Annotated in this window: 14 protein-coding genes; 10 read left to right on the top strand and 4 right to left on the bottom strand. The window is 70.3% G+C overall.

Features of this window, described 5'->3' with window-relative positions; genetic code table 11:
- Window positions 1–101 precede the first annotated feature (101 nt).
- On the top strand, window positions 102–1040 hold the full coding sequence (locus tag ASC66_RS06940) for a J domain-containing protein (protein ID WP_055836884.1): 939 nt from the start codon (window positions 102–104) through the stop codon (window positions 1038–1040).
- Window positions 1041–1046: 6 nt separating this feature from the next.
- On the opposite strand, the gene ASC66_RS06935 is transcribed toward ASC66_RS06940, so the two are convergent.
- Both ASC66_RS06935 and ASC66_RS06930 read right to left on the bottom strand, forming a co-directional pair.
- Window positions 1047–1559, bottom strand: coding sequence for a LysM peptidoglycan-binding domain-containing protein (locus tag ASC66_RS06935; protein WP_055836882.1), 513 nt, complete (start codon window positions 1557–1559; stop codon window positions 1047–1049).
- A gap of 54 nt (window positions 1560–1613) precedes the next feature.
- Window positions 1614–2324, bottom strand: coding sequence for a DUF2510 domain-containing protein (locus ASC66_RS06930; RefSeq protein ID WP_082492113.1), 711 nt, complete (start codon window positions 2322–2324; stop codon window positions 1614–1616).
- 230 nt (window positions 2325–2554) lie between these two features.
- Here ASC66_RS06930 and ASC66_RS06925 point away from each other — a divergent pair, with 230 nt between their 5' ends.
- The 8 genes from ASC66_RS06925 to sufU all read left to right on the top strand — a co-directional run bounded on the left by ASC66_RS06925 (window position 2555) and on the right by sufU (window position 11847).
- A complete protein-coding gene (locus tag ASC66_RS06925; RefSeq protein ID WP_055836875.1) occupies window positions 2555–2944 on the top strand; it encodes a PPOX class F420-dependent oxidoreductase in 390 nt (129 codons plus the stop codon).
- Window positions 2945–3041: 97 nt separating this feature from the next.
- Window positions 3042–6692 carry a TM0106 family RecB-like putative nuclease gene (locus ASC66_RS06920; RefSeq protein WP_055836871.1) on the top strand — a complete coding sequence of 1217 codons (3651 nt, stop codon included), beginning with the start codon at window positions 3042–3044 and terminating at the stop codon, window positions 6690–6692.
- Between the two features lie 7 nt (window positions 6693–6699).
- Window positions 6700–7017, top strand: coding sequence for a putative quinol monooxygenase (locus ASC66_RS06915; RefSeq protein WP_055836868.1), 318 nt, complete (start codon window positions 6700–6702; stop codon window positions 7015–7017).
- A gap of 77 nt (window positions 7018–7094) precedes the next feature.
- Entirely contained in the window at window positions 7095–7757 is a 663-nt protein-coding gene (locus ASC66_RS06910) for a hypothetical protein (protein WP_055836865.1), read from the top strand.
- A 67-nt stretch (window positions 7758–7824) separates the two neighbouring features.
- The gene (locus tag ASC66_RS06905) at window positions 7825–8553 is read left to right on the top strand and encodes an endonuclease/exonuclease/phosphatase family protein (RefSeq protein WP_055836862.1); all 729 of its coding nucleotides are present in this window, start codon (window positions 7825–7827) and stop codon (window positions 8551–8553) included.
- 345 nt (window positions 8554–8898) lie between these two features.
- The gene (locus tag ASC66_RS06900) at window positions 8899–9762 is read left to right on the top strand and encodes an NAD-dependent epimerase/dehydratase family protein (RefSeq protein WP_055836859.1); all 864 of its coding nucleotides are present in this window, start codon (window positions 8899–8901) and stop codon (window positions 9760–9762) included.
- 247 nt (window positions 9763–10009) lie between these two features.
- Complete coding sequence (locus ASC66_RS06895; protein WP_082492112.1) at window positions 10010–11401, top strand: aminotransferase class V-fold PLP-dependent enzyme; 1392 nt, start codon at window positions 10010–10012, stop codon at window positions 11399–11401.
- Window positions 11398–11847, top strand: coding sequence for a Fe-S cluster assembly sulfur transfer protein SufU (gene sufU, locus ASC66_RS06890; protein WP_055836856.1), 450 nt, complete (start codon window positions 11398–11400; stop codon window positions 11845–11847). The genes ASC66_RS06895 and sufU overlap by 4 nt, the downstream gene beginning before the upstream one ends.
- Here sufU and ASC66_RS06885 read toward each other — a convergent pair.
- Window positions 11844–12758: a TspO/MBR family protein gene (locus ASC66_RS06885; protein ID WP_235496752.1), complete on the bottom strand. Its 915-nt coding sequence runs from the start codon at window positions 12756–12758 to the stop codon at window positions 11844–11846. The genes sufU and ASC66_RS06885 overlap by 4 nt on opposite strands.
- A 401-nt stretch (window positions 12759–13159) precedes the next feature.
- Between ASC66_RS06885 and ASC66_RS06880 the strand changes: the two genes are divergently transcribed.
- A complete protein-coding gene (locus ASC66_RS06880) occupies window positions 13160–13456 on the top strand; it encodes a DUF1905 domain-containing protein (protein ID WP_055836855.1) in 297 nt (98 codons plus the stop codon).
- 22 nt (window positions 13457–13478) lie between these two features.
- Here ASC66_RS06880 and ASC66_RS06875 read toward each other — a convergent pair whose 3' ends face one another.
- Complete coding sequence (locus ASC66_RS06875; RefSeq protein ID WP_235496748.1) at window positions 13479–14261, bottom strand: alpha/beta hydrolase; 783 nt, start codon at window positions 14259–14261, stop codon at window positions 13479–13481.
- Window positions 14262–14361 lie beyond the last annotated feature (100 nt).

Below are 14361 nucleotides of genomic sequence, written 5' to 3'. Positions count from 1 at the left end.
CACCAACGGGCGCCCCCGACGGGCGCCGCCAACGCTGAGCGAACGCTCGGCCGGGGCCAGTAGTCTCAACTCAACGACTTCTCACACCTCGAAAGCGATCCATGCACGATAGCCCTCTCTCCGCCTCGCCCTACGAGGTGTTGGGCGTCGGCGCGAGTGTCAGCGACGAGGAACTCCGCAAGGCGTACCGCCGGATGCTCCGCGTCACCCATCCAGACACCGGCGGCGACCCCGTGCGCTTCGACGCCGTGCAGCGCGCCTGGGTGCTCGTCGGCACGAGCACGGCCCGCGCGGCGTACGACCGCGGCGGCTCTGGGGCGACGAACGGATCGGCATCCGCGAGCCATGTCTGGACGGCGCAGCCGGCCGGGCCGCGGCGCGACTCCCGCCCGACGGCCCGCTCGCACGGCCACCCCGGCGGCTGGAGCCGCGAACGCTACCTCGTGCTCATGCGCGAGTGGGTCGGCCGTGGGCGCACCCTGAGCGACCCCTACGACCCGGCGCTCGTGCGCTCGGCTCCGCGCGACATCCGGCACCTGCTCGCCAACGCCCTCGCCGAGGAGGCGACGGCCCGCCAGGTCGCCACCCTCGGCATCGGCTTCTCGGTCTGGCACGACGTCGCCACGACCGCGGCCGGTGCGGGGCTCCCGCCGAAGCTCGACCACATCGTGCTCGGCCCCACCGGCCTGTTCGCCCTGCAGAGCGAGGACTGGGGCGGCGAGGTGCGCATCAAACGCGGCGAGCTGATCGGCGAGGCGCTCGCCGGCGAGCAGCCGATGCACGACCTCGCCGTGCGCGCGAAGTCGATCGCCCGGGCCGCGAAGGTGAAGTTCACGGGGCTGATGGTCGTCGTTCCGGATGCCGCAGCGCCCAGCTCGCTGGAACTGCTCGGCAAGTCGCGCGGCGCCGTCACCGCCCTCGTCGGCCAGTCACGACTGCCCGGTGTGCTGCGCGACGGCCTGCCCGGCGCCGCCCGCATCGGCGGGACGGAGCTGTTCGAGGTGCGCACCCGGCTGCAGTCCGCCGTGAAGTTCCTCTAGCCGCGTCTAGCGGGTCGTGGTCCAGTCGAGGTTGACGACCTGGCCGATGTAGATTTCGGTGCCGAGCGACGGGATCGACGGATTCATCTTCAGCAGCTGCTGCTGCGGCAGATCGAAGCGCTGCGCGATGTCGAAGAAGGCGTCGCCGCTGACCACCGTGTAGGTCAGCAGGGCGCCGTCGCCCGCGGTGGTGACCGGTCCCATTGCGCCGGTCACGAGACCGAGGTCGGTGGCCGGGCCGGGCTCAACGGGCTCGGCCGGCGCGTTCGGCTCGATTTCCACGGCGATGGGCGCCTCGGCAGCAGGCGGCTCCGCTGCCGGTGGCTCGGGCGTCGGGGTCGGCGTGAGGGAGGGCTCGGCGGTCGGCTCGACGGTGACGAACACGGTGGCGGGCGGGGCCGCCGGAGCGCCGCTGCATCCGCTGAACGCCAGCGCCGCAGACAGCGCAATGCCGACAGCGACCGCGCCACGCACGCCGAAACGGACAGCCGTGATGCGGCTCAGTGCTGACTCGGTCACGCATTCCCCCTGCTCTGCCCGCCTTGCCCCGCGGGTACCGACCAGTTTCCGACGCTAGAGCATGCCGCCGAGCAGGTCAAGGTCCCGGATCGGGCCGGTGACAGTGGCGGCGGTGGAGATCAGGGCGGCGGCGCAGAGCAGATTGACCACCCATATCCAGAGCGGCACTGTGCCGACCCCGGTCTCGCGCCGCACATTCACGGAGCGCACGATCAGATAGGGCAGCGCGCCGAGCAGGGCCCACGACGGCTGGGCGCGCCGGCCGTGACCGCGCCGCGCCAGCACGGTGTTGTCGCGCGTCGCGAGCGCGAAGACCAGCGCGTAGAGCGCCAGGCCGGCGAAGAGCACGGCGGAGTTGCCGCCATCCAGCGAGGTGCCGCGCGTCAGGGCGTCGGCGGCGGCGAGCAGCGGGAGCGAGAGGTACGGCGTGAATGCCAGCAACCAGACGGCCGCCGTTCCGGAGCGGCCGGGCACATCACGCACCTGCCACTGCTCGACCCGCGGGGTCGCGCTCGGCATCGGCGCGTGACGCTCCGTCTCGCGCTGCCAGTCGTAGCCGGGGCTGTCGGCGAGCCCCTCGGATGCCGCTGCGCTCGGCCGCGCAGGGGGCGCTGGAGGGCGAGGCGCGAGTTGCACCGTCCACGTGGTTCCGTCCCACCAGCGCAGCTGATCGCTGCCGCGTGGATCGGGGTACCAGCCAGCGGGGGGCGCCGCGATCGCGCGGCTTCCGGATGGCAGGACGGTGGGCACAGCGGGTGAGCTCATGGTGATTCCCTCGGGTGGGTCAAACCGTCGAACGGACTAGGGGTGGTTCGAATGCGCTACTTCGGGTAAGTGTCGGTGCTAGAGAGTCAGTGCTAGAGAGTCAGTGTGCCGTGTTTGAGGGCCAGCGCGCCCACCCCAAGTCGGGGGCCACGCTCCGAGTCCGGCTGGAGCGCGCGACACGGCGGCCCGGCGAGGGCGCGACGGCGACGGCATCCGTGGTTCACTGGCGTATGACGAAGATCCCCGCGCACCTGGACTACCTGCTCGACCAGCCGATCTATGCCGTGCTCGGCACGATCCGCCCGGATGACACGGTGCAGGTGAACCCGATGTGGTTCGAGCGCGTCGGCGATGAGATCCACTTCACGCACACGACGAAGCGCGGCAAGTTCCGCAATCTGCAGCACAACCCGTCGATGAGCCTCGCCATCATCGACCCGGCCGACCCGCTGGTGTACATCGAGCTGCGCGGCGCGCTGCGTGCCGTGATCGAGGACCCGAGCGGCGCCTTCTACGTACGGCTCGGCAAGCGTTACGGCAACGCCGGGCAGCAGGCGCCGGCCGACAGCGCCGACCGCGTCATCCTGGTGATGAGCATCGACAAGGCGCTCGGCCACTAGCTCGACCGGCGGCGCTCCGGGAACTCAGGCCCGGTGTCGGTGCGGGCCGGTAGCCTCGAGAATGCGGGGCCGAGTGGCCTCGCGAAGGAGGCTGCCGGTGTTTCTGCGTGACGACGTTGTGGTGACCAGCGCCTCCGATCTGAGCACCGCCTCGGCGTGCGAGTTCGCCTTCCTGCGAACCCTCGACGCCAAGCTCGGGCGCATCGACGCGGTGAGCAGCGCGTCCGACGCGATGCTGGAGCGCGCCGGACGGCTCGGCGACGCCCACGAGGCCGCCGTGCTCGAGCGTTACCGGCAGAAGTTCGGGGCCGACGGCGCGCTCGGCGTGGATTCGTTGGGCGTGGTTTCGTTGGGCGTTGTCGAGATCGAGCGGCCGAGCCTCCGCGATGACGGTGCTCTGGATGCCGCGCTCGCCGCGACCAGGGACGCATTCGAGGCGGGCGCCGCCGTCGTCTTCCAGGCCGCGTTCTTCGACGGGGCCTTCATCGGCTTCGCCGACTTCATCGTGCGCCAGAGCGACGGACGCTACCTCGTTCAGGACACCAAGCTGGCGCGCTCCGCCAAGGTGACCGCGCTGCTGCAGCTCGCCGCCTACGTCGAGCAGCTCGAGGGCATCGGCGTGCCCGTGGCCGACACCGTGCAGCTGCTGCTCGGCGACGGCAGCGTCAGCGAGCACCGGGTGGCCGACATCCTGCCGGTGTACCGGCGGCGGCGCGCGCACCTGCTGCGGATCATCGCGGAACGCCTGGCCGACACCGATCCGGTGCGCTGGGGCGACCCCCGCTACACGCTCTGCGGGCACTGCGAGACCTGCGAGACCGAGATCGCCGCGCACCGCGACGTGCTGCTGGTGGCCGGCATGCGCGTGTTGCAACGGCAGAAGTTGGCCGCGGCCGGCATCGACACCATCGACGAGCTGGCGGCATCCGCCGGACCCATCGCCGGCATCGGGGATGCCGCGCTCACCGGCATGCGCGCCCAGGCCGCTCTGCAGCTGCAGGCCATGGCCGGGGCCGTGGCCGGCATCGAGCCAGACCCGCACCCGGTTCCGCCGTATCGGGTCGTGAAACCGGAGGCGCTCACCGCCCTGCCCGCCCCCGACGCCGGGGACATCTTCTTCGACTTCGAGGGCGACCCGCTCTACAGCGAGGCCGCGGGCGGAGAGGCATCCGGCGATGCCACCGGCTCACAGCGCTGGGGCCTCGACTACCTGTTCGGGCTGATCGAGCCCGACCGCACCTTCCGCACCTTCTGGGCGCACGACCACGCCGAGGAACGCCGGGCGCTGATCGACTTCCTCGCCTATGTCGCCGAGCGCCGGGCAGCGCACCCCGGCATGCACATCTACCACTACGCCGCCTACGAGCGCACCCACCTGCTCAGCCTGGCCGCCCGGCACGGCGTCGGCGAGGAGGCCGTCGACCAGCTGCTGCGCGACAACGTGCTCATCGACCTCTACCCGATCGTGCGCGGTGCGCTGCGGGTGGGCAGCCGGAGTTACTCGATCAAGAAGCTCGAACCGCTCTACATGGGGGAGGAACTGCGCGGCGGCGACGTCACGAACGCGGCCGACTCCATCACCGAGTACGCCGATGCGCGTGCCCTGATCGAGAGCGGGCAGACGGATGCCGGCGAGCACAAGCTCGCCGAGATCGCCGACTACAACGAATACGACTGCCGTTCGACGCTCGCCCTGCGCGACTGGCTGCTCGAGCGGGCGCGCGAGGCCGGCATCGTGCCCGGCGCCCTGCACGGCGACCGCGACGCCGTCATCGAGATCGCGCCGTCACCGCTCCGCGACGCCCTGCTGGCCCGGGCCGGGGACCCGCTGAACCCGCAGCGCACGGCCGATCAGACCGCCGCGGCGTTCGCGGCCGCGGCGCTCGACTACCACCAGCGTGAGCAGAAGAGCTTCTGGTGGGATCACTTCGCGCGCCTCACCGCCCCGATCGAGGAGTGGGCGGACACCCGCGACGTGATGGTGGTGGAGAGCGCCAGTGTCGAGCGCGACTGGCACCGCGAGGGTCGGCAGCGCATCGACCGGCGCTGGATCCGGCTGCACGGCACCATCGCGCCGGGTAGCTCGATCAAGCCCGGCGAGCAGGCCGGCCCGTTCCTCGTCTACGACTTCCCCGGGCCGTGGATCGACGCGAAGGCGGATGCCGGTGCCCGCTCGGCCCGCGCCGTGCAGGTGCTCGACGTCGACGATGACGGCGGCGTGCTCGTGCTCGAGACACTGCCGAAGGACACCGAGCCCTACGACACGATCCCCGTCGCGCTGACGCCGAGCTCGCCGCCGCCGGCCGGGGCGCAGAAGCAGGCCATTGCCGACTGGGCGCAGGAGATCGCAGATGCCGGGAGCCGCACTGACGGCACAGGCGCCTGGCCGCGCGATCCGCTCGTCGACGTGCTGCGACGGGTTCCACCGGTCGGCCTCGCGGCGCCGACCACCCACAGCAACCCCGAACTTGCCGACGTCGTCGCCGCGGTGCTCGCGCTCGACCGTTCCACCCTCGCCGTGCAGGGCCCGCCCGGCACGGGCAAGACCTACCTCGGCGCGCACCTCATCACCGAGCTCGTGCACAAGCACGGCTACAAGATCGGCGTCGTCGCGCAGTCACACGCCGTCGTCGAGAACCTGCTGTGCGGCGTCGTCGAGGCCGGTCTCGACCCGGCTCTCGTCGGCAAGGTGCCGAAGACCGGGCCTGCGGCGGGGCCGGATGCCGCGCCGCCGGCCTTCACCGCGCTGCCGAAGGACGGCCAGCTGCTGTTCGCGCTGGAACACGCGGCATCCGGCTTCGTGGTCGGCGGCACAGCCTGGGACTTCGCGAACCCGGCCAGGGTCCCGCGCCGATCGCTCGACCTGCTCGTCGTCGACGAGGCCGGGCAGTTCTCGCTGGCCTCCACGATCGCGGCGAGTGTCGCGGCCGACACCGTGCTGCTGCTCGGCGACCCGCAGCAGCTGCCGCAGGTGAGCCAGGGCACGCACCCCGAGCCGGTCGACCAGTCCGCACTCGGCTGGGTGAGCGCCGGGCACGACGTGCTGCCGCCCGAGTTCGGCTTCTTCCTGGCCGAGAGCCGGCGCATGCACCCGGCCGTCACGGCACCCGTCTCGGCGCTCAGCTACGAGGGCGCGCTGCACGCGCACCCGGTGGCCGCCGAGCGGCGGCTCGACGGGATCACCCCCGGCCTGCACGCCGTGACGGTTGCACACAGCGGCAACTCGACCGAGTCCGCCGAGGAGGCGGCCGCGATCGTGGAGATCGTGCGCGGAGCCCTCGGCCGGGCCTGGAGCGAGGCGGCATCCGGCCATGGCGAGCGGATGTCGCGCCCCCTCGAACAGCGCGACCTGATCGTGGTCACGCCCTACAACGCGCAGCTCGCGCTCGTGCACGAGGCGCTGCTCGCCGCCGGGCTCGGCGAGGTGCGCGTGGGCACGGTGGACAAGTTCCAGGGGCAGGAGGCGGCGATCGCGATCGTGAGTCTCGCGGCGTCGTCGGCGGCCGATGTGCCGCGCGGCATGGGCTTCCTGATCATGAAGAACCGCCTCAACGTCGCGATCTCCCGGGCGAAGTGGGCCGCGTATCTGCTCTACTCGCCTGAGCTGATCGAATACCTGCCGGTCACGCCGGCCGGGCTCGCCGAGCTCAGCGCCTTCATCGGGCTCGTGGATGCCGCTGTGGAGACGAGCACTGTGGTGACAAGCGCGGTCGAAAACCGCGTCCTCGCCGGGCCGCCGATAGGCTGAAGACATCATGACTGAAGCCATCGTTGTCACCGCCGTATTCACCCCAGCAGAGGGCCAGTTCGACGCCGTCTACGCTGCGCTGCTGCCCGCCATCGCGGCCTCGCACGAGGAAGCGGGCTGCGAGATCTACGCGCTGCACAAGGCACCGAACGGCACGCTCGTGATGATCGAGAAGTGGGAGTCGCTGGCTCACCACGAGGCGCACGATGACGCTGAGGCCGTCGCCACGCTCATCCAGGCGCTGGACGGCCTGCTCGCCGCGCCCGTCGAGGTGACCCGACTCATCCCGCTGCCCGCAGGCAACGAGATCCAGGGCTCGCTCTAGAGCTCGCCGCGCCACCACCCCCCTCACCTCAACACCACGCGCCGCTCGGCGCACCATCCATCCGGGAAGGAGAGAGTATGCGTCTCTGGCGCAAACGCAGGAAGATGGCGAAGTTCGACCCGAGCGCGCTGCCCGCACCCAAGCGGATCTCCCTGGACCGGGCCATCGACGAGGGGCTGCTCCTCGCCGAGTACGCGACCCGGATGGAGACCAAGAACCAGGTGATCATCGGCGCCCTGCGCGGCGACCGTGATTTCGACGTCGAGCGCTACGCGGGGGTCGTGCGGGCCAATCTCGCCCGGCTCGCCGAGGAGGCGCAGGATCAGGCCCTGCGCATCGGCGGGGAACGGCGGCACGCCCGCGACAGCCCCGGCCTCGCGAGGGGGCACCACGACTACCGTCGGAGCGATGTCAGCAATCTGCAGCTGCGCGAGCAGAGCTACTCCGGGCTGGCCGCCAAGCTCATCGAGCTGAGCACCGACGACGACTATGTGAATGGCATCGTCGAAGCAGCCAGAGCGGCCGCGTGGGAGGAGGTCGGCGACGTCGTCGTGTCGACCCTGGCCGAGCAGCAGGAGCCCATCGACCTCGGTGAGAACTACGCGGAGGAACGCCTGATCCGCATGCAGCTGCTGCAGATGGAAGACCTCGAAGAGCTCGCCACGCAGCGCAGACACAGTGCGGCCAACATAACCAGCGCGGCAGGCGCCGCAGAAGGCTCCGCGCCGCGAGTTCCCTGAGTCCGCACCTCGGAAGCTGGGCCGAGGTTTAGGCTGGTGGAGTTCAGCGATTGGCGATGGGTGTGTTGTGAAGATCATCAGTTACAACCTGCGCAAGCACAGCGCCAGTGGTGAACTCGTTGCGCTGTGCGAGCGCTACGGGGTCGATGTGCTCTGCCTGCAGGAACTCGACACCCAGGACATGCCGCCGGCGATCGGCGAGCTGAAGCTGGCCGACTCCACCACGCGCAACCGGCTTGGGCTGGCCGTCTACTACCGGCACGACCGCTTCGAGGCCCTGGAGACCCGCACCTTCTCGCTCAAGAAGTCGTTGCACGACCGGATTCTCACGCCGGCGCACGAGCGGCTCATCGGCACGCGGCTCTACGACCGTGAGGGGCAGCGCGAGCTCATCGTCGCCTCCTTCCACGCGGCACCGCTCACCGCGCTCAACTCGCTGCGCCGCCACCAGATCCACTCGGCGCTCGGCGAGCTCTGGCAGCTTGGGCCCGGGCTGCCGACGATCATGGTCGGCGATTACAACTACCCCGTGTTCAAGGAGAACCTGACGAACAAGGTGCGGGAGGCCGGTTACGACCTGACCCTCAGCGACAAGCGCACCTACACGCGGTACAAGTTCTTCCGCGGGCATTTCGATCTGGCGACATCCGTCGGCCTCGACATCGAGAGCGTCGAGACGCTGCCGCGCGGCACCTCCGACCACATGCCGATCCTCGTGACGGCCGCCTATGGTTCGGATGCCGCGGCCCTCCGCACCTCGGCCAGCGGCGCCGTCACCCCCGACTTCATCATCTGAGCCGGTCCACCCACCCCGCTGGTTGAGCGAACCCCGCTGGTTGAGCTTGTCGAAACCCCGCTGGTTGAGCCTGTCGAAACCCCGTTGGTTGAGCTTGTCGAAACCCCGCTGGTTGAGCCTGTCGAAACCCCGCTGATCGAGTAGCGAGGAACGAGCGTATCGAGATCAAGGCCGCCGGGATCTCGATACGGCCGCAGGCGGCATACTCGATCAGCGTGGGTTGAGCGAACCCCGTTGGTTGAGCCTGTCGAACTCCGCCGGTTGAGCCTGTCGAAACCCCGTTGGTTGAGCTTGTCGAAACCCCGTTGTTGAGCCTGTCGAAACCAGCTGTGACAGGATCGACGCATGCGCATTGCCGTCACAGGAGGATCAGGCAAGCTCGGCCGCACGGTTGTGCGGGAGCTTGCGGCATCCGGTCACCACGTCATCAACTTCGACCAGCGCGGTGAGCGGGGGCCGGGCTTCGTCCAGGTCGACCTCACCGACTTCGGGCAGGTGATCGATGCGCTGAGCGGCGTGAACGACCGCCACGACGGCTTCGATGCGCTGGTGCACCTGGCGGCGATTCCGGCGCCGGGGATCGCGAGCGACGTCGCGACCTTCCACAACAACATGCTCGGCAGCTTCAACGTGTTCTGGGCGGCGCAGCGACTCGGCATCACGCGGATCGTCTACGCCTCCAGCGAGACGGTGCTCGGGCTGCCATTCGACGTGCCGCCGCCCTACGTGCCCGTCGACGAGGACTACCCGGCGCGGCCGGAGAGCGTCTACTCGCTGGTCAAGCACCTCGAGGAGCAGCTGGCGATCGAGCTCGTGCGCTGGCACCCGGAGCTCTCGATCACCGCACTGCGCTTCTCCAACGTGATGGAGCCGGAGGACTACGCCGCCTTCGCCGCGTTCGACGCGGATGCCGCGCTGCGCAAGTGGAACCTCTGGGGCTACGTCGACGCGCGCGACGGAGCCCAGGCGGTGCTGCGGGCGCTGGATGTCGCGGCGCCCGGCTTCGACCGTTTCATCATCGCCGCCGCCGACACCGTGATGACCCGGCCGAACGCGGAGCTGCTCGCCGAGGTGTTCCCCGGCGTGGCGCAGAAGCGCGAGTTCGGGCCGAATGAGACGCTGCTCTCGATCGACAAGGCGCGCAGAGTGCTCGGCTACGAGCCGCGGCACAGCTGGCGTCACCTCGCGACGCCGATCACCCACGACTGAGGCGGCTGCTCGTTGAAACCGCGCCAGCATCGCAGTCAGTTCCTGAGATTGCCTTGGAGGGGGCTGCCGCCTTTCGCGACGCTGCGCGTCGCGCTGTCGAAATCAAGCCACCCGTTCGGCCGCTTCGAAGCCAGAGGCCAGCTCCGTCGCCTAACGTTGTATGAGGAACAATTCGGCGCGCGCCGCGGTTCCATCCGGTAGCGGCCCCATTGCGCCATCCGGCCCCGCGCCGCACTGAAAGGCAGTCGTGTCACCCCACGCTTCACCCGCAACACCCACCGAGACGGCCATCGCACTGACCGAGGCCGAGGTGCTTGAGCTGCGCCGCGACTTCCCCGCGCTCGGCGAGGAGGTGAACGGGCAGCCGCTCGCGTACCTGGATTCCGGGGCGACGGCGCAGCGGCCGGCATCCGTTCTGAACGCCGAACGTGACTTCCTGATCCACAACAACGCCGCCGTCCACCGCGGCGCACACACCCTCGCGGGCCTCGCGACCGAGGCCTATGAGGACGCCCGCGCGGCCGTCGCCGCCTTCATCGGCGCGCAGCCGGACGAGATCGTCTGGACGGCGAACGCCACCGACGCGCTCAACCTCGTCGCCTACGGCATCGGCAACGCCTCCCACGGGCGCGGGGGAGCGGCCGCCCGCCGTTTCGCGCTCGCCCCCGGCGACGAGATCGTCGTGACCGAGGCCGAACATCACGCCAACCTGGTGCCCTGGCAGGAGCTCGCCGCCGGCACCGGGGCCACGCTGCGCTTCATTCCCGTCGACGACGACGGCATCTACACGCTGGCGGATGCCGCGGCCCTCCTCACCGAGCGCACCCGCATCGTCGCCATCGGCCACGTCTCCAACGTGACCGGTTTCATCGCGCCCGTCGCCGAGATCGCCGCGCTCGCCCACGAGCACGGTGCCCTCGTCGTGCTGGACGCCTGCCAGTCCGCCCCGCACCGCCGCCTCGACGTTGCCGAGCTCGGCGTCGACTTCCTCGCCTTCAGCGGGCACAAGATGCTCGGCCCGACCGGCATCGGCGTGCTCTGGGGGCGCGCGGAGCTGCTGAACGCGCTGCCGCCGTTCCGCACCGGTGGCTCGATGATCAGCACGGTCACGATGGAGTCCTCGACGTACCTGCCCGCCCCGCAGCGCTTCGAGGCCGGCACGCAGCCGGTCTCGCAGGCCGTCGCGCTGGCGGAGGCCGTGCGCTACCTGGAGCGCGTCGGCCTGGAGCGGATCGACGCCCGCGAGGACGAGCTGGCCCAGCGGATGCTGGTGGGGCTCGCCGAGATCGACGGCATTCGCATCGTCGGCCCCGCCGCCGGTGTTCCGCGCGCCGGGCTCGTGAGCTTCGACGTCGACGGCGTGCACGCCCACGACGTCGGACAGTTCCTCGACGCGCAGGGCATCGCCGTGCGCGTCGGCCATCACTGCGCCCAGCCGCTCCACCGCCGCCTCGGCCTCACCGCCACGACGCGCGCCAGCGCCTACCTGTACACGACCGCCGAGGAGGTCGACCGTTTCCTCGCGGCCGTCGCCGGGGTTCGCGGCTACTTCGGTGTGACTCCTGTGACTCCTGTGGTTTCTGTGACTCCTGTGGTTTCTGTGACTCCTGTGACTTCGACGACAGGGGCCGGCGCATGAGCGGCCTCGACGGCCTGTACCAGCAGCTGATCCTCGACCACTCCAAGAAGCGCGCGGGCGACGGGGTGCTCGACCACCACGACGCCGAGCACTTCGAGCGGAACCCCACCTGCGGCGACGAGATCACCGTGCAGCTCGCGCTGAAGCCCGGAACCGACACGGTGGAGTTGTTCGGCTGGACCGGCAGCGGATGCAGCATCTCGATGGCATCCGCCTCTGTGCTCTCCGAGTTGGCTCCCGGCATGAGCATCGACGAGCTGCAGAAGCTGATTGACGAGTTCCGCGAGATGCTGCGCTCGCGCGGGGCCGGCGAGCCCGACGACGAGGTGCTCGGCGATGCGGTCGCGTTCCACGGCGTCTCGAAGTTCGTGATGCGCATCAAGTGCGCGATGCTCGCCTGGGTCGCCGCGGAGGCCTGCCTGCTCGAGGTGCGCGCCGCCTCCTAGCGATCGGAGTGCGCGGCGGGGCGCGCTGCGCGCATGGACTCGCCTCGCATGGACTCGCTCAGGGGCGAGCGCTGGGCGTAGACCCGTGCGACCACGGTGACCAGCACGACGGCACCCGCAGTGACGAACGCGGCGATCGCGGTCGACGTCGAGTGGGGCTCATCGCTGAGGCGTGCGACGCCCACCCAGACCAGGCCCCACACGAGCGAGAGCATCGGCGCGATGCGGCCGCCTCCATAGACGGCGAGCAGGATGCCGACGACGCCCGCGAGCACGATGACGACGGCCGCCCACACCTCCGCGGCGATGCCCCAGCCGTCGAAGCCGGCAGCAACCAGCACGGCGGCGATGTTGGCGGCCGTTGCGACGCAGACCCAGCCGAGGTAGAGGCCGATTGTGCCGTCGGTGATGATGCTGTCGGCGATGCCGCTCGGCGGGGACTGGATCGTGAGGACGAAGGCGCGGGCGAGCACCGCGAGCAGCACGAGGATCACGGGAACGGTCAGGCCGAGCAGATCGAACTGCACGCTGAGGATCCACGCCGCATTCAGCAGCAGCGATGCGGCCACAAGGTAGCCGAGTCTGCGCTGCCTGACGGCCCGCTTCTGCGCGGGCAGGAACTGCCAGACGGCGTAGGCGAGGAGGCCGATGTAGATGACGGTCCAGATGCTGAATGCCCCGGTGCCGGGCGCGATGAGTGTGGCATCGGCCGCAAGCGCGCCGCCTGAAGCGTCCTGGACCGGCGTTCCGCCGGCGGCGCCCGAGCCGATGAAGGAGCCGATGATGGCGATCACGGCGCTGATGGCGACGGTGAGCTGCCGGGTGAGATCGCCGCGGCCGGGGTCGGGCTGCACGTCGGTGGCGCCCGCGGATGGTGCGGCAGTCGGGGCTGTACGAGATTCTTCGGTCATGACGCATCCTCTCTGTCGGGGCCACGGCGCTGCGTCGGCCCACCACCCACGCTACGCGCCGGGTTCGGGGCCGCACTCAGGTTGCGTTCGGATGCGGTGCCCACACCCACGCTGGCTCGAGCGAGCGGCGCCCCACTCACGCTGGCACAGTTTTCGGCCGTATCAGGGCTTCGCTCGTTCCTCGCTCAGCCGGCGTGGGGGCGCCCGGCCCCGCCGTCCCACTCACGCTGGCTCGAGCGAGCGGCGCCCAGACTCACGCTGGCTCGAGCGAGCGGCGCCGCGACGAAGGAGCAGCGACGCACGCGAAGCCAAGTGCCATCGAGACACGGTTCCCGGCCGCATCAGGGCTTCGCTCGTTCCTAGCTCAGCCGGCGTGAGGGGCCCCGGAGTAGCATCCCACCATGCGCTTCGACTTCACCTCGCCACTCTGGAAGTGGGACTCACAGGGTGCCTCGTGGTACTTCGTCACCCTGCCGGGGGAGGCCAGTGACGACATCCGCGAGGTGCCCCGGATGCCGCGCGGCTTCGGCGCCGTCAAGGTGCGCGTCACCGTCGGCGGCTCCACGTGGAGCACCTCGGTGTTCCCCGACTCTCGCACCGGTGGCCACTGGCTGCCGATCAAGAAGGCCGTGCGAGTTGCCGAGGGCCTCGAGGAAGACGCGCCCGTGTCGGTCTCGCTGGAACTCGTCGAGTTCTAGCGCTGCGGCGCAGACCGCGCCGCTACAGCCCGAACGCCACCATCGCCTCGGTGATCGCCGCCTGAATCTGCGCGCTGTCGATCGTGGCGGTGCCGTCGCCCGGCTGCGGGCCGTAGTCGCCGAAGCCGGCGTGGTTCGCGCCGTCGATCTCGACGAAGACCGCGTCCTCCGGCAGCAGGTGCGCGGCCGCGTCGATCTTCTCCGGCGTGCTCAGGCCGTCCTCGCTGCCGCTGATGCTGAGCACCTGCAGCCCGGAATCGCTGATGTCGTTGGCGCAGTAGCTGCCGAACAGCACCAGGCCCACCACGCCGTCGTCGGCGGCATCCGGCTGATCCGCCAGCTGGCAGGCGCGCACGCCGCCGAGGGAGTGGCCTCCGACGAACCACTCGTCCACGTCGGGCGCATCGGCGGTGAACGTGTCGAGCGGCCGGGTGTCGAAGAAGGCGAGGTTCAGCGTCGGCTTGGTGATGACGACCGTCGCGCCGGTCTCCTCGACGATGCCGGAGAGCTTGTACATGTACGCGTACGGGTCGACCTTGGCGCCCGGGATGAACACGAGGCCGGTTCCGGAAGCACCCTCGGCCGGCTCGAGCACGACCGAGTGGTCGGTGGACGTCACGACGATGTCGGGGTTCTCCCACACCTCGAGCGAGGCAGGGCGCTCGCCCATCATCACCGAGTGCGCCCAGAACAGAAAACCGATCACGAGCAACGCCAGGATGCTGAGCACCCAGAGGACGGCGGTGCGGACGCGGTGCCGACCGCGCGGGCGGGGCTTACGGGGCTTCTCGGTGTCTGTGCTCACGCCTGCCATTCTCGCAGCTTCGCCCCGCTGCATCCGGCAAGCGCCGAGCCGCCGCACAACGCGCACTCAGGGGGCGCACAAACTGCGGGCATAGCGTCGA

This window comes from Leifsonia sp. Root4, assembly GCF_001425085.1.
In the GTDB taxonomy this organism is placed as follows: Bacteria; Actinomycetota; Actinomycetes; order Actinomycetales; family Microbacteriaceae; genus Microterricola.
The sequence above is the reverse complement of the archived record's forward strand: the minus strand, read 5'-3'. Positions and strand labels throughout refer to the sequence as shown.

Bases quoted from the DNA above. Each gene is read 5' to 3' on its own strand.
- ASC66_RS06940 (WP_055836884.1), top strand. From the start codon at position 102: ATGCACGATAGCCCTCTCTCCGCCTCGCCCTACGAGGTGTTGGGCGTC.
- ASC66_RS06930 (WP_082492113.1), bottom strand. From the start codon at position 2,324: ATGAGCTCACCCGCTGTGCCCACCGTCCTGCCATCCGGAAGCCGCGCG.
- ASC66_RS06925 (WP_055836875.1), top strand. From the start codon at position 2,555: ATGACGAAGATCCCCGCGCACCTGGACTACCTGCTCGACCAGCCGATC.
- ASC66_RS06915 (WP_055836868.1), top strand. From the start codon at position 6,700: ATGACTGAAGCCATCGTTGTCACCGCCGTATTCACCCCAGCAGAGGGC.
- ASC66_RS06910 (WP_055836865.1), top strand. From the start codon at position 7,095: ATGCGTCTCTGGCGCAAACGCAGGAAGATGGCGAAGTTCGACCCGAGC.
- ASC66_RS06900 (WP_055836859.1), top strand. From the start codon at position 8,899: ATGCGCATTGCCGTCACAGGAGGATCAGGCAAGCTCGGCCGCACGGTT.
- sufU (WP_055836856.1), top strand. From the start codon at position 11,398: ATGAGCGGCCTCGACGGCCTGTACCAGCAGCTGATCCTCGACCACTCC.
- ASC66_RS06885 (WP_235496752.1), bottom strand. From the start codon at position 12,758: ATGACCGAAGAATCTCGTACAGCCCCGACTGCCGCACCATCCGCGGGC.
- ASC66_RS06880 (WP_055836855.1), top strand. From the start codon at position 13,160: ATGCGCTTCGACTTCACCTCGCCACTCTGGAAGTGGGACTCACAGGGT.